General features: G+C 63.0%; 16 protein-coding genes and 1 tRNA gene. 12 read left to right on the top strand and 5 right to left on the bottom strand.

Annotated elements, in window-relative coordinates; genetic code table 11:
* Positions 1-27 precede the first annotated feature (27 nt).
* The 3 genes from tkt (at position 28) to Q4G22_RS06515 (ending at position 3,917) form a co-directional block, all read left to right on the top strand.
* Positions 28-2,052 carry a transketolase gene (tkt, locus tag Q4G22_RS06525; RefSeq protein ID WP_303385092.1) on the top strand — a complete coding sequence of 675 codons (2,025 nt, stop codon included), beginning with the start codon at positions 28-30 and terminating at the stop codon, positions 2,050-2,052.
* Between the two features lie 85 nt (positions 2,053-2,137).
* On the top strand, positions 2,138-3,058 hold the full coding sequence (locus Q4G22_RS06520) for a DMT family transporter (protein ID WP_303385091.1): 921 nt from the start codon (positions 2,138-2,140) through the stop codon (positions 3,056-3,058).
* Entirely contained in the window at positions 3,051-3,917 is an 867-nt protein-coding gene (locus Q4G22_RS06515) for a lysophospholipid acyltransferase family protein (RefSeq protein WP_303385090.1), read from the top strand. The genes Q4G22_RS06520 and Q4G22_RS06515 overlap by 8 nt, the downstream gene beginning before the upstream one ends.
* Before the next feature lie 65 nt (positions 3,918-3,982).
* Here the strand turns inward: Q4G22_RS06515 and Q4G22_RS06510 are convergent, their stop codons facing one another.
* Positions 3,983-5,392 (bottom strand): class II 3-deoxy-7-phosphoheptulonate synthase, encoded by a 1,410-nt coding sequence (locus Q4G22_RS06510; protein WP_303385089.1) that lies wholly within the window; start codon positions 5,390-5,392, stop codon positions 3,983-3,985.
* 128 nt (positions 5,393-5,520) lie between these two features.
* On the opposite strand from Q4G22_RS06510, the gene Q4G22_RS06505 reads away from it, so the two are divergent.
* The 6 genes from Q4G22_RS06505 to Q4G22_RS06480 all read left to right on the top strand — a co-directional run bounded on the left by Q4G22_RS06505 (position 5,521) and on the right by Q4G22_RS06480 (position 11,954).
* Positions 5,521-6,483, top strand: a complete 963-nt coding sequence (locus tag Q4G22_RS06505) for a GlxA family transcriptional regulator (protein WP_303385206.1) — start codon at positions 5,521-5,523, stop codon at positions 6,481-6,483.
* Positions 6,484-6,588: 105 nt separating this feature from the next.
* Positions 6,589-7,758 (top strand): Hint domain-containing protein, encoded by a 1,170-nt coding sequence (locus tag Q4G22_RS06500; protein WP_303385088.1) that lies wholly within the window; start codon positions 6,589-6,591, stop codon positions 7,756-7,758.
* 127 nt (positions 7,759-7,885) lie between these two features.
* Complete coding sequence (locus Q4G22_RS06495; protein ID WP_303385087.1) at positions 7,886-8,443, top strand: gamma-glutamylcyclotransferase; 558 nt, start codon at positions 7,886-7,888, stop codon at positions 8,441-8,443.
* 170 nt (positions 8,444-8,613) lie between these two features.
* Positions 8,614-9,906: a biopolymer transporter ExbB gene (locus Q4G22_RS06490; RefSeq protein WP_303385205.1), complete on the top strand. Its 1,293-nt coding sequence runs from the start codon at positions 8,614-8,616 to the stop codon at positions 9,904-9,906.
* Between the two features lies 1 nt (position 9,907).
* Entirely contained in the window at positions 9,908-11,488 is a 1,581-nt protein-coding gene (locus Q4G22_RS06485; RefSeq protein ID WP_303385086.1) for a peptidoglycan -binding protein, read from the top strand.
* A gap of 43 nt (positions 11,489-11,531) precedes the next feature.
* A complete protein-coding gene (locus Q4G22_RS06480) occupies positions 11,532-11,954 on the top strand; it encodes a DUF1489 family protein (protein ID WP_303385085.1) in 423 nt (140 codons plus the stop codon).
* Positions 11,955-11,959: 5 nt separating this feature from the next.
* Here the strand turns inward: Q4G22_RS06480 and Q4G22_RS06475 are convergent, their stop codons facing one another.
* Positions 11,960-12,931 carry a GlxA family transcriptional regulator gene (locus Q4G22_RS06475; RefSeq protein ID WP_303385084.1) on the bottom strand — a complete coding sequence of 324 codons (972 nt, stop codon included), beginning with the start codon at positions 12,929-12,931 and terminating at the stop codon, positions 11,960-11,962.
* 410 nt (positions 12,932-13,341) lie between these two features.
* On the opposite strand from Q4G22_RS06475, the gene Q4G22_RS06470 reads away from it, so the two are divergent.
* Positions 13,342-13,416, top strand: a tRNA-Gly gene (locus Q4G22_RS06470).
* Positions 13,417-13,521: 105 nt separating this feature from the next.
* Here the strand turns inward: Q4G22_RS06470 and Q4G22_RS06465 are convergent.
* From Q4G22_RS06465 to Q4G22_RS06455, 3 genes are read right to left on the bottom strand one after another with little or no spacing between them, the layout of a single operon-like run.
* On the bottom strand, positions 13,522-14,337 hold the full coding sequence (locus Q4G22_RS06465) for a CpsD/CapB family tyrosine-protein kinase (protein WP_303385083.1): 816 nt from the start codon (positions 14,335-14,337) through the stop codon (positions 13,522-13,524).
* Between the two features lie 17 nt (positions 14,338-14,354).
* Positions 14,355-15,980 carry a lipopolysaccharide biosynthesis protein gene (locus Q4G22_RS06460; RefSeq protein WP_303385082.1) on the bottom strand — a complete coding sequence of 542 codons (1,626 nt, stop codon included), beginning with the start codon at positions 15,978-15,980 and terminating at the stop codon, positions 14,355-14,357.
* Positions 15,977-16,984, bottom strand: a complete 1,008-nt coding sequence (locus Q4G22_RS06455; protein ID WP_368661463.1) for an ExeA family protein — start codon at positions 16,982-16,984, stop codon at positions 15,977-15,979. The genes Q4G22_RS06460 and Q4G22_RS06455 overlap by 4 nt, the downstream gene beginning before the upstream one ends.
* Positions 16,985-17,333: 349 nt before the next feature.
* On the opposite strand from Q4G22_RS06455, the gene Q4G22_RS06450 reads away from it, so the two are divergent.
* Both Q4G22_RS06450 and Q4G22_RS06445 read left to right on the top strand, forming a co-directional pair.
* Complete coding sequence (locus tag Q4G22_RS06450) at positions 17,334-18,125, top strand: sugar transferase (protein WP_303385081.1); 792 nt, start codon at positions 17,334-17,336, stop codon at positions 18,123-18,125.
* 176 nt (positions 18,126-18,301) lie between these two features.
* Positions 18,302-20,740, top strand: a complete 2,439-nt coding sequence (locus Q4G22_RS06445) for a tetratricopeptide repeat protein (protein ID WP_303385080.1) — start codon at positions 18,302-18,304, stop codon at positions 20,738-20,740.
* Positions 20,741-20,808 lie beyond the last annotated feature (68 nt).

Raw genomic sequence — 20,808 nt, 5'->3', positions numbered from 1 at the left:
GCAACTGTAACGCCGAAAGGACGCCCAATGGATGTCGCTGCCCGCCGTAAGGCTGCCGAACCGCTGCACTGGAACCTTGCCACCGCCATCCGTGCCCTGACCATGGATGCGGTCGAGGCCGCGAATTCGGGCCACCCCGGTGCGCCGATGGGTCTGGCCGATGTGGCGACCGTGCTGTTTCGCAACCACCTGAAATTCGACGCCTCGGCGCCGAACTGGTTTGACCGCGACCGTTTCGTGCTGTCCGCCGGGCATGGCTCGATGCTGATCTATTCGCTGCTATATCTGACCGGCTACGAACAGATGACGCTGGATCAGATCAGGAATTTCCGCCAGTTGGGCGCGATCACGGCGGGCCATCCCGAATACGGCCATGTCGAGGGCGTGGAAACCACCACCGGCCCCTTGGGTCAGGGCATCTCGACCGCTGTCGGCATGGCCATCGCCGAAGAGGCGATGCGGGCCGAGTTCGGCGCGGATCTGTGCGACCACCGCACCTGGGTCATCGCCGGTGACGGCTGCCTGATGGAAGGCATCAGCCACGAAGCCATCGGTCTGGCCGGTCGCCAGCAGCTTGGCCGCCTGATCGTCATCTGGGACGACAATGACATCACCATCGACGGCCGCGTATCGCTGTCGGATAAAACCGACCAGAAGGCCCGCTTTGCCGCCGCCGGCTGGCGTGTGCTGGAATGCGACGGCCACGACGCCGCCGACATCGACCGCGCGTTGACCGAGGCGAAAAACGACGATGGCCGCCCCACGCTGATCGCCGCGAAAACCATCATCGGCTTTGGCGCCCCGACCAAGGCCGACAGCTACAAGGCGCATGGCTCGCCCCTGGGCAAAGACGAAATCACCGCGACGCGCAGCGCCTATGGCTGGGAACACGACGCCTTTGTCATTCCGCAGGACGTGCTGGATGAATGGCGCAAAATCGGTGCGCGCGGCGGGGATGCCCGCAAAGACTGGGCAGGCCGCGTCGATGCGCTGCCGACCGATCAGCGCGACGAATTCGCCCGCCGCATCAGCGGCGACGTGAACCCGAAACTGGCCCCGACCATTCAGACGGTGAAACAGCAGTCGCTGGAGGCCAAGCCCAAGGTCGCCACCCGCAAGGCCAGCGAGAACGTGCTTGAGGCGCTGAACCCGGTAATGCCGGAAAATTTTGGTGGTTCGGCCGACCTGACCGGATCGAACAACACCAAGACGCCGGATATGGGCGTGTTCGGCCCCGACAACCGCAAGGGCCGCTATATCCACTATGGCATCCGTGAACATGGCATGGCGGCGGCGATGAACGGGATCTGGCTGCACGGCGGCTTCCGCCCCTATGGCGGCACCTTCATGGCCTTTACCGACTATGCGCGCGGGGCCATGCGCCTGTCGGCGTTGATGGGTCTGCCGGTGGTCTATGTGATGACCCATGATTCCATCGGTCTGGGCGAAGACGGCCCGACGCACCAGCCGGTCGAGCATCTGGCCATCAGCCGCGCCACGCCGAACACGCTGGTGCTGCGCCCCTGCGACCAGATTGAAACGGCTGAGGCCTGGGACATCGCGCTGTCGCAGGACAGCACCCCTTCGGTGCTGGCCCTGTCGCGGCAGAACCTGCCCCTGCTGCGCGAGGAGGCGGGCGCGGAAAACCTGTCCGCACGCGGCGCCTATATCCTGCGCGAAGCAAGTGATGAACCCGAAGTCATCTTGATGGCCACCGGCTCTGAGGTGGAAATCGCCGTCGCCGCCCGCGAGAAGCTGGAAGCCGAAGGCATCGCCACCCGCGTCGTCTCGGTCCCGTCGATGGAGCTGTTCCGCGATCAGCCCAAGGATTACCGCAAGGACATTCTGCCCAAAGGCCCGGTCCGCATCGCCATCGAGGCCGCCATTCGCCAACCGTGGGACTGGCTGCTGCTGGGCGAACGCGGGCGCGAGAAAAAGGCGGGATTCGTTGGCATGACCGGATTCGGCGCTTCGGCCCCGGCCCCCGAACTTTACAAGGAATTCGGGATCACGGCCGAAGCCGTTGTCGAACTGGCACGGGAATTGCTGTGATGGCCGATGCCTCTGACGGGGGTATTCAGATAAACAAGGTGCCGCTTTCTGTTTGTCTGAATACGCTCCTTGGGGGCAACGCCTGATGCCTGTGCTGCCGCGCGCCTTTGCCCTGATGGGGCGCGAAAAGGACGGCAAGCGCCAGCCCGGCGGCGAACAGACCGCCGGGATCATGCTGCTGCTGGCCGCGATTTTTACCTTTACGCTGATGGATGCGACGGCCAAGCACCTGACCCAGTTCTATCATCCGGTTCAGGTGGTCTGGGCGCGGTTCGCCGGCAATATGGTGCTGGTGGCGCTGATCTTTGGCCCGCGTCTGGCCGCCACCATGCGGACGCGACAGCCGGGCCTGCAATTCGCGCGCGGACTGACGCAGATCGCTTCGGTCATGCTGTTCTTTACCTCGATCCAGTTCATCGGACTGGCCGAGGCGACGGCAATCATGGATCTGAACCCGGTGCTGATTACCTTGGGCGCGGCGCTGTTTCTGGGTGAAAAGATCGGGCCGCGCCGGTTGGCCGGGATCGCCCTGGCCATGGCCGGGGCGATGCTGATTATCAAGCCGGGCGCAGGCGTGTTCCAGCCCGCCGCGCTGCTGCCACTGATCGGGGCCTTTACCTATGCCGCGGGGGCCTTGTTGACGCGGGTGGTGCGGTTCGATTCCACCGCCACATCGGTTCTCTGGTCTGCGGTGATGGGAACGGTGCTATCATCGCTGGCAGTGCCGTTTTTCTGGACGACGCCCGATGCCGGACATCTGTGGGCCTTTGTGCTGATCGGTATTCTGGGCACCATCAGTCAGGCGATGCTGATCCGCGCCTTTGCACTGGCCGAGGCCGGGGTGATCGCGCCCTTTGGTTATACCGGGCTGATCTGGGCGGGGCTTTGGGGCTGGCTGTTCTTTGGTCAGATTCCCGATATGTTCAGCCTGACCGGCGCGGCGATCATCGTCGGTGCCGGGCTGTATGTCTGGTCACGCGAAGCAAAGGCGGCACATCATGGCTGACACTCCCGGTTTTGCCGACAGGCTCAGCAGCGGGGTCTTTGCCGCGCTGATGCGGGTTGCGGGTCTGTTGCCCTATCCGCAAAGGATCGCGGCGGCGGGCTGGGTGATGGCGCATGTGATCGCCCCCGTCGCCGGCTGGCGCAAGCGTATCCGCGCCAATCTGTCACTGGCCCGGCCCGATCTGCCCGCCTCCGAGGTGCGCCGTCTGATCCGCGCCGTGCCCAATAACGCAGGCCGGTCGCTGGCGGAGATCTATTCAGGCGAGGAATTCACCGCCCACATCCGCGATACCGCCGTAATTCAAGGCCCCGGCCTGCCGCTGCTGGAACAGGCCGCCCAAGACGGTCGCCCGGTTATTCTGGCCTGCGCGCATTTCGGCAATTACGACGCAATGCGCGCCGCGCTGGCCGCACGGGGCTGGCCCGTGGGCGGGTTGTTCCGGCCAATGAACAATCAAGCCTTCAACGAACATTACATCCCTGCAATGAATGCCATTGCCCAACCGCTGTTTCCGCGCAGCCGGGCGGGCATGGGGGCCATGCTGAAATTCCTGCGCGGCGGCGGGATGCTGGCGCTTGGGTTTGACCAATACACCTATGACGCGCCCGAGTTGCGCTTTTTCGGCCTGCCGACCCGCACCGTGCTGACGCCTGCGGAACTGGCGCTGAAATATGACGCGCTGTTGGTGCCGATTGCGGGTATCCGCCAGCCCGATGGGCTGACCTTCCGCATTCAGATCGGTCCGGCCATTGCAGCGGATACGCCGGAACAGATGATGCAGGCGCTGAACGATGATCTGGAACAACTGGTCCGGCAGCATATGGACCAGTGGTTCTGGATTCATCGGCGCTGGAAATAACGGCCCGCACGCCAGATCACCCCGCCGGTAGCACCGGGGGACGCGACGCCCCCCGGCTGACGTGATTAACCCGCCTTGATGACCTGTGCCGCGCCGCCGTTACGACGCCGGGCGCGCAGTTCCTCGGCCACCAGAAACGCCAGTTCCAGCGACTGGCTGGCATTCAGACGCGGGTCGCAGGCGGTATGATAGCGGTCGGACAGGTCTTCATCCGTCACCGCGCGCACACCGCCGGTGCATTCGGTGACATCCTGCCCGGTCATCTCGAAATGCACACCGCCGGGGATCGTGCCCTCGGCCACGTGGATGGCAAAGAATTCGCGCACCTCGCGCAGCACCGAATCGAACGGCCGCGTTTTATAGCCCGAGGCCGATTTGATCGTGTTGCCGTGCATCGGATCGCAGGACCAGACGACATTCGCGCCCTCGGCCTGAACGGCGCGGATCAGGCGTGGCAGATTGTCGCCCACCTTGCCCGCGCCAAAGCGCGCGATCAGCGTCAGACGGCCCGGATCGTTATCCGGGTTCAGCTTCCAGATCAGCGCCTTGAGGTCATCCTCGGAAATCGAGGGGCCGCATTTCAGACCGATGGGGTTCTGCACGCCGCGCGCGAATTCGACATGCGCGCCATCGACCTGCCGGGTGCGGTCGCCGATCCACAGCATATGCCCCGATCCGGCGACAGGCAGGCCGGTGGTCGAATCAACCCGCGCCAGCGCCTGTTCATATTCCAGCAATAGCGCCTCGTGGCTGGTATAGAAATCGACCGTGCCCAGATCATGCGCGGTTTCGGCGGTGACGCCTGCCGCCGCCATAAAGGCCATCGCATCGCCGATCCGCTCGGCCACCTCGGCATAGCGGGCCGCCTCGGGGCCGCCGGCGAAATCACTGATCCAGCTTTGGACGCGCTGTATATCCGCATAACCGCCGGTCGAAAACGCGCGCAGCAGGTTCAGGCTGGCCGCCGCCTGCGTATAGGCCATCAGCATCCGGTTGGGATCGGGCACCCGCGCAGATTCGGTAAAATCGAAACCGTTGATGATGTCACCACGATAGCTGGGCAGTTCTACCCCATCCATGGTTTCGGTCGGCGCGGAACGCGGTTTGGCGAACTGCCCGGCCATGCGGCCCACCTTGACCACGGGCAGCTGCGCGCCCCAGGTCAGCACCACAGCCATTTGCAGCATCACCTTGAAAGTGTCGCGGATATTGTCAGCGGAAAATTCGGCAAAGCTTTCGGCACAATCGCCGCCCTGCAACAGAAACGCCTTGCCCGACGCCACCTCGGCCAGTTGCGCGCGCAGACGCCGCGCCTCTCCGGCGAAGACCAGCGGCGGATATTTGGACAGTTGCGCCTCGACCGCGTTCAGCGCCGCCGCATCGGTATAATCTGGCATCTGGACGCGGGGATAGGCACGCCAGCCGGCCTTGTCCCAGTTCTGGCTGGTTGCGGCGGTGCGGGTGTCCTGCGTCATGATACGTCCTCCGATCATAAAATCTTGGCGTATATAGGCCATGGCGCGAGCAAGGGAAAGGGTTCGCCCCCTCTTGCGCATACGGCTGTTCCCTGCTGATCTGTCACAAATCCCTGCCCGTGAGAGCCATGGACGCCAACCGACCGCGCCGCTTTACCTTTTTGCTGCTGAACCGCTTTACGATGATGCCCTTTGCTGCCGCGATCGAGCCGTTGCGGCTGGCCAATCGCGCATCGGGGCGACGACTGTATGACTGGCGGCTGGTGGGCGAGGGCGGCGATCACGCCACCTGCTCCAACGGCGCCCGCATCGCGCTGGATACGGATCTGAGCGTCGAACCCGCCCGCGATGAAACGGTCATCGTCTGCGGCGGCCTTGACGTGTCTCAGGCCGCCAACAAACCCACACTGGCCTTTTTGCGGCGCATGGCCCGTGGCGGGGCGCAGATAGGGGCCGTCTGCACCGGCGCGTGGCTGCTGGCGCGGGCGGGGCTGCTGGACGGGCGGCGGGCGACGATTCACTGGGAAAACCACGACGGATTTGCCGAAGCCTTCCCCAAGGTTGATCTTTACCGCTCGGTCTTTGTGCATGATGGTAACCGGGTAACGGCAGCGGGCGGCACCTCGTCCATAGATCTGATGCTGCATCTGATCGCCGAGGATCACGGCGACCCGCTGGCTGCCGATGTGGCCGACCAGTTGCTGCACACCGGCATCCGCACCGGGCAGGACCGTCAGCGCCTGTCGATCCCCACCCGCATCGGCGTGCGCCACCCGCGCCTTGCCGCTGTTATCGCCCGGATGGAGGAAAACCTTGAGGAACCCATCAGCCCGGCTGATCTGGCCGCCGATGCAGGCATGTCCACGCGGCAACTGGAGCGGCTGTTCCGCCGCTATCTGAACCGCAGCCCCAAGCGGTATTACATGGAAACCCGGCTGGGACGGGCGCGCAACCTGCTGATGCAGACCGATCTGACCATCATCGAGGTCGCACTGGCCTGCGGCTTTTCCAGCCCGTCGCATTTTTCGAAATGCTACCGCGCACAATATGGCAGCACCCCCTATCGTGAGCGTGGCATGGGCGGCGACTGACCGCATCTGCGCCGGCTTTCAGACCAGCGTTAACCTGCTCTTAACCGTGCCCCGTTAATCCTCTGTCAACAGCGGTAAATCCGCGATGAATGACAGGGGGGCAGAATGATCCGTCACATCACGATTCTGACGTTCGACAGGCAAATTCCCATCACAAACACCTCTGTCGTGACCCGTCATGCACCTTGGGGGGATCGTTACACAGGTCAGCGGGCAGACCTGTCGGATAGCAGAATCGACACGATGTATCTGTATGACAGCGACCCGATGCTGGAAAATACCGCGATGGTCGAGCGGTATCAGCCCCAGCCAGAAACCGAGCAATACCTCAGCAAGCCCCTGACGCTGGGTTCGGGAACGTCAGCAGAAACACTGCCGCAGGGAACGCTGATGACCTTCAGCTTTTACCGGGTTCTGGTTGACGACAATGGCAACCGCTTTGCGGTCAGTTTTCCGCATCTGCCCGGTGACGATTCTATCGGCACGCTGGTGGGGGACCGCTATTCGCTTATGGTTCTGCCGCTGGCGAACAGAGATACAGACGGCAACATCACTTTCCCGAGCTTTGACCCGACGGCGGGGTTTACCATCAGGGAACGACCGACCTTCGGGCCGGGGCACTACAGCCTGCCCTATGCACCGCTGACCAGCGTCGATTGCTTTGCCGCCGGAACGCTGATCGACACCGCCACCGGCCCGTGCCCGGTCGAGACACTGCGCGCGGGCGATCTGATCCGCACCTACGATCACGGGCTGCAACCGCTGTCATGGGTGCGCGGCACACCGGTTGACGCCGCGCGGCTGGATCAGCAACCAAACCTGCGTCCGATCCGTATCAGCGTCGGCGCATTGGGCCAAGGCACCCCCAACCGCGACCTGATCGTCTCGCCGCAGCACCGGGTTCTGGTGCGCTCGGTCATCGCGCAGCGCATGTTCGGCCAGCCCGAAGTGCTGGTCGCCGCCAAGCATCTGCTGGGCCTGCCGGGCATTACGGCGCTGAATCCGCCGCAGGGCGTCGAATACTGGCACCTGCTGTTTCCGCGCCACGAAATCGTGCGCGCCAATGCCGCATGGGCCGAAAGCCTGCTGACCGGGCCACAGGCACTGAAAGGGCTAGGGGCAGCAGGCCGGGCCGAGGTGGTGACGCTGTTCCCGGAGCTGGCCCGCCCCGATCACAGCCCCACCCCCGCCCGGCACATCCTGAACGGACGCGAGGGTCGCAAACTGGCCGAACGCCTTGGCCGCAAAGGCCGACAACTGGTCGAGGCGCTGTAACCCCACGTCAACCACCAGCCGCTTGTTGCTTGACCCGATACCCACCTTTGGGCGCCGCCCCCGCCGACAGGGCCTTTTATCCGGCGCGGCGCTGCCCTAATCTGCCGGCGCGGAAAGGACGGCGCAAATGCACAGGATTTCATGGGTTTTCGGTTACGGCTCGCTGATGTGGGATCCCGGCTTCGATCCGTCCGAAACCGTCCGCGCCCGGCTGGAAGGGTATGCCCGCAGCTTTTGCCTGCGCTCGATCGAACATCGCGGCACACCCGACCGCCCCGGCCTTGTGCTGGGGCTTGACCCGGATCGGTCGGCCCATTGCACCGGGCTGGCGCTGCGCATCCCCGAAGGCGGGCATGACGACATCATCGCCGCCCTGCGTGCCCGCGAACTGGTGACAGAAGCCTATGCCGAGGCGCTGGTGCCGCTGACGCTGGAGGACGGGAGAGAGGTGCAGGCACTGGCCTATGTGATGCGACGGGATCATTGGCAATATGCGGGCGGGCTGGCTGCGCCGGAACAGGCACAGATCATCGCACTGGCCCATGGCCGACGCGGGCCGAACGCCGATTACCTGTTCAACACGGCCCGCCATCTGGCGCAGATCGGGCTGGCCGACGAAAGCATGGATGAACTATCCGACGCCGTGCGCCAATTGCTGTCCGGCAGCGACAGACTGTCATATTAACCCGGCCTTTCAGCGCGCTTGGCATCTGCGCCGATCCGGGCCACACTTGCCCCAATGCCACAAGACCAAAGGGCCTTGCCGTGACCGACCCCACCTCCGCCCGGCCGCCCGGCGGCGCCGCAGGATCGGCGGCGCGCCTGCGCCTGACCGCCGGACAACGCCCCGCTGCGATGACTCCGATGCGCCCGCAGTTTTCCCAGCCGGTGCGGCAGATCGTACTGATGCTGATCGTGCTGGCGCTGGTCGCGGTGGGCGGCTGGTTCGCCTATGGGCGCATCCTGCCGATCTTTCTGGCAAACCGCTGGCTGAACGGGCTGATTCTGTCGGTCTTTGTGCTGGGGCTGCTGGCCTGTCTGTGGCAGGTCGCGCAACTGGTGCAATCGGTCAGCTGGATCGAACGCTTTGCCGCACGACGCCGCGCCGCCAGTGACAAGGGCACCGCAACCCGGCCCGATGGCAGCGCCGATCAGGCCCCGCGCCTGCTGGCACCGCTGGCCGCACTGCTGGGCGCGGGCGGGCCAGCGGGCGGGGCGATTTCGACCGTGGCGGCACGCTCGATCCTTGAATCCGTCGCCACCCGGATCGAGGAATCGCGCGATATTACCCGTTATCTGTCAAACCTGCTGATTTTCCTTGGCCTTTTGGGCACGTTCTATGGCCTTGCCTCGACCGTGCCCGCCATCGTCGAAACCATCCGCGCCCTCGCCCCGCAAGAGGGGCAGACCGCGATGGACCTGTTCGACAAGCTGATGGGCGGGCTGGAAAGCCAGCTTGGCGGCATGGCGACCGCCTTTTCATCATCGCTGCTGGGGCTGGCCGGGTCGCTGGTCGTCGGCCTGCTGGACCTGTTCGCCAGCCACGGCCAGAACCGCTTTTACCGCGAGCTAGAGGAATGGATGTCGGGCTTTACCCGCATCAGCCTTGCCGCGACCGAAGGCGAAGCGCCCGATCAGGCCGAAATTACCGGCTTTCTGGAACAGCTTGGCAGCCAGATGGAACGCTGGGCCGAATTCCAGATCGAACGCGACGCCATCCGCGACGAAGGTGCCGCGCAGGCTGATGAACGGGTATTGCTGGTGGCGCAGGGTGTCGATGCGCTGGCCCGGCGCAGTGGCAGCGAGGCCGAGGCCGCCATCGCCCGCGCCGCCGCACTGGCCGACACGCTGAACCGGCTGGCCGATGCGCAAGACCGTCTGATCGCCGGGCAGGACCGGTTGGCCGCTTTGCAGGAAAGGCTGATCGCTGCCACCGAATCCGCGCGCCCTGCCCCGCCAGACCTGTCCGGCGTCGAGGCTGCGCTGCACCGGCTGGTCATCGACCTGAACGACGGACGCGAGGAAATGCTGTCCGAATTGCGATCCGACCTGCTGGTGCTGACGCGGGCGGTCCGGGCCGCGCGATTCAACGATCCGTTCCGCGACGACCTGCTGCCGCCCGGCCCACATCATCGCGGCGGGGCATGACATGGCACTGGGTCGCAACAGCGGCAACCGTTTTGCCAGCACGATCTGGCCCGGCTATGTCGATGCGATGACGGCGCTGCTGATGGTGCTGATCTTTCTGCTGACGGTGTTCATCGTCGTGCAGTCCCTGTTGCGCGAACGGATCACCGTGCAGGACAACACCATCAGCACGCAGGAACAGGAAATCGACGAACGCGACACGCAGCTTGCCCGGCTGGGCGCGCGGGTGTCGGAACTGGGCGCGGCCCTGTCGCTATCGCAGGATCAGGCGCGCGCCCACAGCGCCGAGGTGGCGCAACTGACCAACGATCTGGCCACCAGCCGCAGCCGCCTCACCGATTTCGAAGCCGAGGTCGCCGCGCTGATCGCCGCGCGCGAACAGGACCGCAGCGACCGCCAGCAGTTGCAGGGGCAGTTGGACGAAACCACCAGCCGCGCCTCGGCCGCTGAACTGGCGGTGGCTGCGGCGCGGTCGGAAATTGACGCGCAGGCCGAACAGGCGCGTCTGGCCGCCGCACGCCATGATGCCCTGCTGGCGCTGATCGCCGATCTGCGTCAGCGCGGCGAACAGGCGCAGGATGAAATGCAGGCCCGTCTTTCGCAGGCCGAGGCCGAACGCCTGACCGATACCGCCGCAGCGCAGGCATTGCGCGAGCGATTGCAAGGGGCGGATGCCGAGCTGACCGCAATGACGCTGGCACTGGAAGAAAGCCGCAAGCAAGCCGAAGAAACGCTGACTCTGCTGGCCGCCGCCCGCGCCGCGCAGGATCAATTGACCGATGATGCCCGCGCCGCCGCCGAACGCGCAACCGAGGCAGAGACGCGGGCCGCCCTGCTGGCCGCGGCACAGGATCAACTGGCACAGGAACAAACCCTGTCAGCCGAGGGGCAGCGCCGCGTTGCCTTGCTGAATGAACAGGTTTCCGCTCTGAACGCAGATCTGGGCCGACTTCAGGCCGCGCTGGACGCCAGCGGCGACGAACAGCGCGCCGCCGAACTGCGGGTGCAGGATCTGGGCACCCAACTGAACGCCGCCCTGCTGTTGGCTGCCGAAGAAAAGGACCGCCGCCTTGCCCTTGAAACCGAGGCGCGAACCCGCGCCGAAACCGAGGCCCGCGATCTGGCCCGCTATCGGTCGGAGTTCTTTGGCCGGTTGTCGCAAATCCTTGAGGGGCGTCAGGGCGTGCGCATCGTCGGCGACCGTTTTGTTTTTGATTCCAGTGTCCTGTTTCAGACAGGCGAGGCCAGTTTGTCATCCGAAGGGCAGGCGCAGATCCGCAACGTCGCCGAGATGCTGACCAGCATTTCACAGGATATTCCTCCGGAAATTGACTGGATTATCCGGGTGGACGGACACACCGACAATCTGCCGCTGTCTGGCACGGGGCGGTATCGCGACAACTGGGAACTCAGTCAGGCACGGGCACTCGCCGTGGTGCGTTACATGACCGGCAGCCTGGGCTTTCCGGCGGATCGTCTGGCCCCCACCGGCTTTGCCGACACCCGCCCCGTCGCGCCCGAGGATACCGCCGAAGGCCGCGCCCTGAACCGGCGGATTGAGCTGAAACTGACCGAACGCTAAGCCGCACCTTGCCGCTGCGCCTCGGTGGCCCTATCTTGCCCCAATGACCGCCCCCCTGAACATCGCCAAGCTGTGTGTTGGCTGCGACAGCCCCGAAGAACTGGCCCAATGGCAGGCCGGTCGCTGGGGCGATGGCCCGGCCTGCCATGTCACCCGAATGTGGCCCAAACGCGAAAGCGAATTGCTGCCTGATGGATCGATCTATTGGGTTTTCAAGGGGTTAATGCTGGCCCGCCAACGGTTACTGGGTTTCGAGGAACGGATCGGTGCCGACGGCATCCGCCGTTGCGGGCTGATCCTTGACCGGCAGATCATGCGCACTGTCGCCGTCCCGCGTCGCGCCTTTCAGGGCTGGCGCTATCTGCCCGGTGCCGAGGCCCCGCCCGATCTGCCCACCGGGCGCGGATCAGAAAGCCCGCTGCCACCGAAACTGGCCGCCGCGCTGGCCGATGTCGGGCTGATCTGACCCCGCTATTCCTGCGGGGTGCTGCGGCGCATCGCGCGCATCATCTGGCTGCTTGAGGAAAAACCGCAGCTTTGCGCAATTTCGGCCCGGCTTAGTCCGGTTTCCGTCATCAAGGCCCGCGCCCGCTGCAATCGCAACGCGGTCAGATGCTCGCGCGGGGATTGGCTGAAATGGCGTCGAAACAGCCGCTCGACCTGTCGCCGCGAAAACCCATGCCGACCGGCCAGATCACCCACCTCGGTTATATCGGCCAGGTTGGCTTCAATATCGCTCATCACGGCAGTAAAGCGGTCGCCGGGACGCAGGCTGGGCGGCAGGGGGCGACGCTGAAACTGTTCGCCGGCGCGCTGATGGCCGTGTAGACTCATTGATAAAACGGCATCGGCCAATCGGTCACCGTGGCGGCGGCGCAGCATGGTGATGAACAGATCCGCAGCCGCTGCACCGCCCGCACAGGTCCAGATGCGGCCGTCCATGCAATATAATTGCTCGACCGGCTCCAGCCCAGGATGGCTGGCGCGAAAGGGCGCGATGTTTTCCCAATGTAGCGTAAACCGCCGTCCAGCCAACAGCCCTGCACGCGCCAGCGCATAAGCGCCGGTGCAAAGCCCGCCCACAACCTCGCCACTGCGCCATTGGCGGCGCAGCCAGTCGCTGACCTTGCGGCTGACCGCCGATTCCGGCTGCACCCCGCCGCAGACAAAGACCATCGCGCCAGGCGCCAGATCGTCCAGCGTGCCGGTTGGCTGCACGATCAACCCACCGGACGAGGCAACCGGCCCGCCATCAACCGACAAAATCTGCCATTCGAACAACTGCCGCGCCGTCAGTTGGTTGGCGATCCGCAGCACCTCATGCGCCGCCGAAAACGCCAACAGCGAGAACCGGGGCAGCAACAAAAACACGACACGCGCGGGCGGCCCGTCCTGTCGGACGGGCACATGAACCACGCCTTTGGCAACATATTCCATGTTCATCCACACCGCCCCGTGCGCAACCCGATCAAATTAGAGCGGACGTGTCACCATGTCGATTGGCAGCAAGATCAGCCGCATGATGAAGTAAATTTTGCCGTATTTTTAAGCATAGGGCCGGCGGAGGACACGCGGGGACAAGCCGGGGTGTCGGGGGCGCGGCCCATTGCCGGCATTCTGGGGATATTGGAATGGGGTGCGCCATCTGCCCTGTCAGCCCCATTTGCATCGCATCTGTCCCCATCAACGCCTGCTTGCTGTCCCCCTTTTCACCTGTAGATCACCCACATTCGCATCCCCCGTCACTCATCCGCAAGCTTTGCGCATAAAACGGCATCATGTTCGCAAACGGCACGGAATGATCGCCTGACATCTTGCACAGGGCGATAGCTTGGGCTATTCCCTGCCCCGCTGCGGGTGTAGTTCAGTGGTAGAACGTCAGCTTCCCAAGCTGAATGTCGTCGGTTCGATCCCGATCACCCGCTCCAACATTTTAGCCGCAATCCAACCACCACTGACAATCAGCAAATTAGATGCGCATCTTGTGGTTGATGGCGGGATTGCCTGCCACGCCAGAACGGCGCGGCGCAGCATCATCCATAGTAATAATATTGGCTGTCCGCCCCCTGATGGCGGCATTTGTTCAGCACGACGCCCAGAACTTCGGTCTGGCTGGCCAGTTCGCGTTCGCATTCGTCCAGGTCCTCAATCGAGGTCTGACCGGCGGCGGCGATAATCATTACCGAATCCGTCTTGTCCATAAAGCTCATGGTGTCATCGCTGACCTTGAAAGGCGGCAGGTCAAAGATGATGATTGTCGGCTGATACCGCGCCTGAATCTGGTCAATCGCATCAGCCAGAACGCCGGATTGCAGCAACTCTGCCGATTCGGATACGCGCGCGGTCAGGCCGATGGCCATGTTGGGACGCGGGCGGAACAGATGATCTTCGGGCGCGGCGACACCGGCCAAAGCGCGCGAAAAATCAAAGCCGTTCTGGATGCCCAGAATTTTGCGGAATGACGGGCGGCGCATGTCCAGTTCGATGACCATAACGCGCGCACCCTCTTGCCGGGCCAGGCCAAAGCCAAGGTTCAGCGCGATGGTGCTTTTGCCGCAGGACGGGCCGGGCGAGGTGATGGCCAGACGTGTCCAGCCCTTGCCCTGCATCCTGTGCAGAACGCGGGTGCGCAGCTTGTCGAATTCGATCGCCTCGCTGCCCTTGCCGACAGAAACGATGCGGTTGTCGATCAGCATTTCATCGCTGATCGGAATTTCACGCAATGCGTCCCACGCCTCGGTCACGGTTTCGGACACGGCCACAGGGGCGGCAGCGGGGCTTGCAGGACCGCTGGTCAGTTCCTGACGCGATGCACGGGCCTTGGCGATCGCGGATTGAAGTCGTTCCATGATATGGTCCTTTCCGCTTAGACCTTGATGTTGCCCGGCAGGTCGGACAGCGCCGAACGGAACGGCAGTTTGTCCATGACTTTTTCCAGCAATATATCCAGCGGCGTGAAATATTCGTTAATCAGCCACAATCCCAACGGAATACCGATGACGATCACCGCGGCAATGCCCGCGAACATCATCTTGCGGCGCGCGATCTCGCCCCGCGTGCGTATATAGGACAGCGAGGCCAGCGGCACGATGTCCAGCCGGTTCACGATGTCAACCGGGCGGCGGATCGAATTGTTCAGCAGTTCCAGCAGGGCGATCAGGGCAAAGCCCAGCAACATGCCGCCACCGACACCCGCCGCCACCAGACGTTTGCGATTGGGTCGGAAGGGCTGTTCGGGCGGGACGGCCTGTTCCACGATGGAAATCCGTTCACCCTTGGACAGCGCCTCGATCAGGTCGCCGGTTTCGGCGCGGGCGCGGTTCGATACGGCGCGGTCATATTGCGTGCGCACGTTATCGTAATCGCGCTGAAGCGTTTCCAGCGCCACCGCATTGGCCGGCGTCGCCTCAATCGTCTGGCCCAATCGCTCAATATCGCTTTCAAGGCGCTGCTTTTCTGTCTGCATACCGCGAATCTGCGTGTCCAGATCGGCAATCTGAATATCGACCGGAGTCATCGGCGTGCCTTCTGGCAGCGCCGCACCGGCAGCGGCGGCGGCATCGGCATCTTGCTGGGCGACAATTTCTTCCAGTGACGCGATACGTTCACGCAACACCCGCACACGCGGGTTATCCACGCTGGTGCCCCCGGTGGCGCCCGCATAGCGTTCGCGCAGGCGGGCCAGTTCGCGCGCCTCGGGCGTCATGTTTTCCGCATTCCCCGTGGTCTGATACTGTCCTGTCGCATCAAACAGCGCCCGGATGCTGTCGCGACGCGACACCAGCGCCTGCTCTTGCGTTTCCAGTTGCAGCAGGCGTGCCTGCGCATTGGAATACTGAGTGCGCCGGAATTCCAGGCTGTCGGGCATCGCCTCTTTGTTCTGTTCCTGGAACGCCACGATCCGGGAACGGCGGTCCGCCAGTTCGCGGTCGAGCCGCTGCACTTCCTGAGCGAAAAATTGCAACGTCTGGCCGCTGACGCCGGTGCGCATCCGCACGTTTTCATCCAGAATCAACGTCACGATTTCGTTCGTGACGGCAGCGGCCATCTGCCCGCTTGGGGCGACAAAGCCGACCTGCACCGTCGTGAGAGAGGTGGCATTGCGCCCGGCCGGGGCACCACCGCTGATCGTCATCTGAATACGGTCGCGCATATCCTGCACGATCTCGTCCGGGCGCAATGCCGTTTCGGGATTGCGCTGACGTTCGGCATAGATGTTCATCCGGTTGGCCATATCCAGCATGTTGTCGCGCGACAGAATGCGCTGCTGGATGATCTGCAACTGCTCAAGCGCGCGGGTGTGGACCGTCGAGGCGGCCAGATCATCGGGGATCTGTTCGGATTCGACGACCAGCCGGGCGCGCGCCATGTATTCGGGCGGCAGGACCATCGCAAAGCTTATCCCGATCGCCGCACCAAGCACCGTCAGCAGAATAAAATAGTGGATTCGCCGGAGAAACAGCGAAAAATAGAACCGGACTTCCTGGATCACTGGACAATACTCGAGCGGGGGACAGGATTGATGACACGCAGCGGTTCACCACTGGCAAGCCCGCCGCCAAAGAACACGCCGTCGTCGATAACCTCGTTTACGGTGTCCTCAGTAACGGTCGCAGCCTCGGCTGTGAAGGCATAGACAAGCGACAGATCACACAACTGGTTGACCAGACGCGGCACCCCGCCCGTATGAGCATGGATCGCGGCGCAGGCGCCCGGCGTGAACAGATCGGGCGACCCGCCCGCAACCGTCAGACGGTGGCCGATATAGTCGCGCACAACGCTTTCGGTCATGGGGCCGATATGGAAACCGGCGGCGACGCGCTGTGCGAACTGGGTCATATCGGGGCGGCGCACGATGTCGCGCAACTCGGGCTGGCCGACCAGAATCAGTTGCAGCAACTCGTCTTTTTCCGAGTTGATATTGGTTAGCATCCGCAGCTCTTCCAGGGCATCACGGCCAAGGTTCTGCGCCTCGTCAAAGATCAGCACGACACGGCGGCCGGCGGCGTATTCGGCGATGATGAAATTCTGCAACTGCGAGAACAGATCGACATAAGATTGTTCCGCGCTGGTGTTCACATCCAGCGCGTGCAGCACCCAACGCAGCAACTGGTCAGGCTGGCCATGCGCGTTCGAGACGAGGCCGATGCGCACATCCTGATCTATGACCCGCAACAGATGGCGCAGCAGCGTGGTCTTGCCCGCGCCGACATCGCCGGTCAACAGCGTGATCGGTGCCTTGGTCAGAATACCATACTCAAGAATAGAGAAGGCGCGGCGATGCGCCGGCCCCCAGAATAAAAAATCAGGGTCGGGCACCAGATTGAACGGGCGGTGAGTCAGCCCGAAGTGCGTTGTGTAAATATCGATTTCATTACTCATCAACTCGGCCCGTTCATGGTTATGGACATGACTGCCTGCCGTGCAATTCGCCGCCCATGCCGGGCCGCGCGCCCACGCCTCATACCCGTTGGGCAGTTCACCGACAAGTATCATATCCGTAAACTTTAATCTTTCGACATCACCAGCTTGTGCAAAATCACCCTTAAGTTGAGTTGCGCGCTACCATGAACAGCCATTCCGCGCAACATGTTGATGGCGAACGAGTTCACCCATGCATTCGCAAATTATGCAACGGTGGTTTTCCGCCTATGCATGGCCCGCAATGCTGCAAGTGCATTACAATCCGCCATCAATGTGTTAACCATGCGTCGAAGCAAGTTGGACTGAACTGACATTCCACGTGACGAGTAGCTTGGTGCGGGAGTATGCTGTGAACAACAGTTCGAAGTCGTTTGTAATAAGTTCGGATGTACCCATGCCCACATTTGGCATTACCCACCCCATGAAGAAAACCTTGCGTCAGCAAGGGTCTGAGGCATTCATCTCGATCACGTCGGATGATCGCCGCTCTGCTGCCACGAATCGCTTGCCGGATTCGGGCCTGCATGGTCGCCCGCTGATGTCGCGAGCTGGCGGCGGCGCGATGGCCTTTACGGCCGGTCCTCAGCAGGATGATGACGCGCAAAGCAACATCTACCGCCGCGGGATCAAGCGTGCGCTGGATGTATTCCTGATTCTGCTGTCGCTGCCGATTGTTCTGCCGGTGGTTGCCTTTATGGCGCTGCTGGTGGCCCGTGACGGCGGCAAGCCGTTCTACAGTCAGGACCGGATCGGACGCGGCGGCAAGGTTTACCGGATCTGGAAACTGCGGACGATGGTGCATGACGCCGACGCACGGCTGGACGCCTATCTGCGCGAAAACCCGATCCTGCGCGAACAGTGGCTGACCAAGCAAAAGCTGCTGGATGACCCGCGCATCACCCGGATCGGGCGTATTCTGCGCAAAACCTCTCTGGACGAATTGCCGCAGCTTTTCAACGTGTTCAAAGGCGATATGAGCCTGGTCGGGCCGCGCCCGATGATGGTGTCGCAAAAAGAGATGTATCCGGGCAGCGCCTATTACCGCCTGCGCCCCGGCATCACCGGCCTGTGGCAGGTGTCCGACCGCAACGAAACCCGCTTTTCCGAGCGTGCGTGGTATGACGAAGAATATGATCGCAATCTGTCGTTCATGACCGATCTGTCGATTCTGTTTGCCACCGTCCGGGTCGTGCTGCGCGGAACGGGCCACTAAGGCAATCACAATCTGGTGAAAGGCGGCTGTTCCCATACGAACAGCCGCCTTTTTTCACGTCTTGTTCACCCCTGACGTGACACACAAGCGAAATACCACCATATAAACGACGTGCTTAGTCGCTTCAGGAGTTTTCGATGCGCCCCTCTCGTCTTGTTCTTGCGTTAACCGCCACGTTGGCTCTTGCTGCCTGCGAAAGCTCAAAGGACAAGGCCGAGCGTTACTATCAGTCTGCCATGGCCCTGCTTGAGGCGGGCGACCTTGACCGGGCCGCCGTCGAATTGCGGAACGTGTTCCGCTATGATGGTGCACATTACGCAGCACGCAAACAATTGGCCGATGTGCTGATCCAACGAGGAGATGCGCGCGGGGGGTATTCGCAACTGCTGCGGCTGGCTGAACAGTATCCGCAGGACGCCGTTATCCGCCGCCAGCTTGCGGATATGGCGATTACTCTGGGCAATTGGGACGAAGCCGAACGCCACGGCCGCGAGGCCGAGCGGCTGGAACCAGGCAATCCCGAACTGGAAACAATCATTCTGGCGCTGGATTATCGTCGGGCCGCGCTGGCCCGCGACAATGCCGCACTGGCCGAAGTGGTTGAGCGTGTGCGGGCCAAACTGGCCGACGATCCGGCCAATCTGACGCTTCTGCGGCTTTTGGCCTCGTATTACGTCGAAAACGATCAGCAGGCCGAGGCGCTGGAAATGGCCGACGCGCTGATCGCCGCCGAACCCGAGTCGCTTGAACCGGCGATGCTCAAACTGGGGCTGCTCAGCCGTGGTGATGACGATGTTGCGACCGAAGCCCATCTGCAATGGATGATCGGACATTTCCCCGACAACACACAAGTCATGGCGACTCAGGCGGCGTGGTATGTATCCAAAAATCAGCTGGATCAGGCCGAACAGGTCTGGCGCCGCATGGCGGACGAGGGCGAAGACGGTTCCGACGCCAGCATGGGGCTGATTGAGTTCATGGAACGCTATCGTGGCACCCAGGCTGCACTGACCGAAGCTGAACGCCTGTCCTCCAACGCAACCGACGAAACCGCGCGCCAGCTTTATGATTCGATGCGTGCCTATTACATGTTCAATCTGGGCCAACGCGACGAGGCAACGGAACTGCTGCGCACCACGCTGACGAACACCCAGCCTTCGCCACAAAGCAACCGCCTGCGCGCCATGTTGGCCGGAATGTTGCTGAATCAGGGCCAGACCGAAGAGGCCGACCGTCTGGTGCAAGAGGTGCTCGAAGCCGACGCGACCAATATCTTTGCCCTGCGCGTCAAGGCCGAATCCTTGATGAACAATGGTCGCGCCAACGAGGCGATCACCGAATTGCGCCGCGCGCTGGATCAGGCTCCGCGCGATCTGGACACACTGAACCTGCTGGCAACCGCCTATGAACGCGCTGGAAACCGCCAGCTTATGGGTGAAACACTGGCCTCGGCCGTGGATATTTCCACGGCAGCGCCCGAAACATCGCTGCGCTATGCCGCGTTCTTGATTCAGGATAACCGTCGCGCCGCCGCACGCACCGTGATCGAGGATGCGCTGCGCAACAACCCGTCTAACGTTGCCCTGCTGACAACCGCCGGACGCATGGCGGTCGAGGATCAGGCATGGGCCCGGGTGACTGAGATCGCCGCCCAGCTTGAAGCGATTCAGGCCGATGTCGCCGCACAATCCGCCGCCAGCGCACTGCGCAGCGAAGCCATGCTGCGGCAGGGACGCGTGGACGAAGGTCTGGCGCTGATGCAGCAGCGCGCCGATGAAGGTCAGGGCAATCGTGCAGCGGTTCTGTCACTGATCCGTGCGCGCGTTATGGCCGGACAAACCACCGAAGCACGCAGCTATCTGGATGGTCTGCTGGCGGAAACACCTGACGACGCCGAGCTTCAGTTGATTAACTCTGGCCTGCTTCTGTCCGAGGGCAAGCCAGCCGAGGCAGAACAGGTTCTGCGCGACGTGATCGCGGCGAATCCGCAGGCCCCCGGCCCGGTGCAACTGCTTTATGGGCAGTTGATCGCGCAAGGGCGCACGGACGATGCCAACAGCCTGCTGACCGAGGCACTGTCGCGGATGCCCGAAGATGCCCGCCTGAATATGATCCACGCTTCGGTTCTGGAACGTGACGGTCAGGTTGACGACGCGCTGGCAATCTATGAACGGCTTTATGCCGCCAATCCCGCCGACACGGTTCTGGCCAATAATGTCGCCAGCCTGCTGGCGACATGGCGGCGCGACCCCGAAAGTCTGGCGCGTGCGACGGCTGCCGCACAGCGGTTGCGTGGCACGACGGTTCCACCGTTTCAGGATACTTATGGCTGGATCGCCTATCTGAACAACAACGCCGAAGAAGGCTTGCCCTATCTGGAACGTGCGGTTGAGGGTTTGCCGCAAGATCCGCTGGTTCGTTTTCATCTAGGCATGACGCAGGCACGGCTTGGCCAGACCGAGGCCGCGCGGGCCAGCCTGACCACCGCGCTGGAACTGGCCGGCGACCGCGACCTGCCACAAATGGCCGAAGCGCGCGAGGCGCTTGCAGTACTCGACGGCACGGACGGTGCTCAGACCGAAACGGATGCAACCGACAGCGAAGCCGGGCAATGATCCTTGGTCGCCTGAAATCAGCGGGGGATGCCAAGGAAGAACCCACGGCATCCCGCACCGCAGCATGA

It is taken from the genome of Paracoccus sp. (in: a-proteobacteria) (genome assembly GCF_030538655.1).
Lineage (GTDB): Bacteria > Pseudomonadota > Alphaproteobacteria > Rhodobacterales > Rhodobacteraceae > Paracoccus.
Note: the sequence above shows the minus strand (reverse complement) of the source record. Positions and strands in the feature narration are given on the sequence as shown.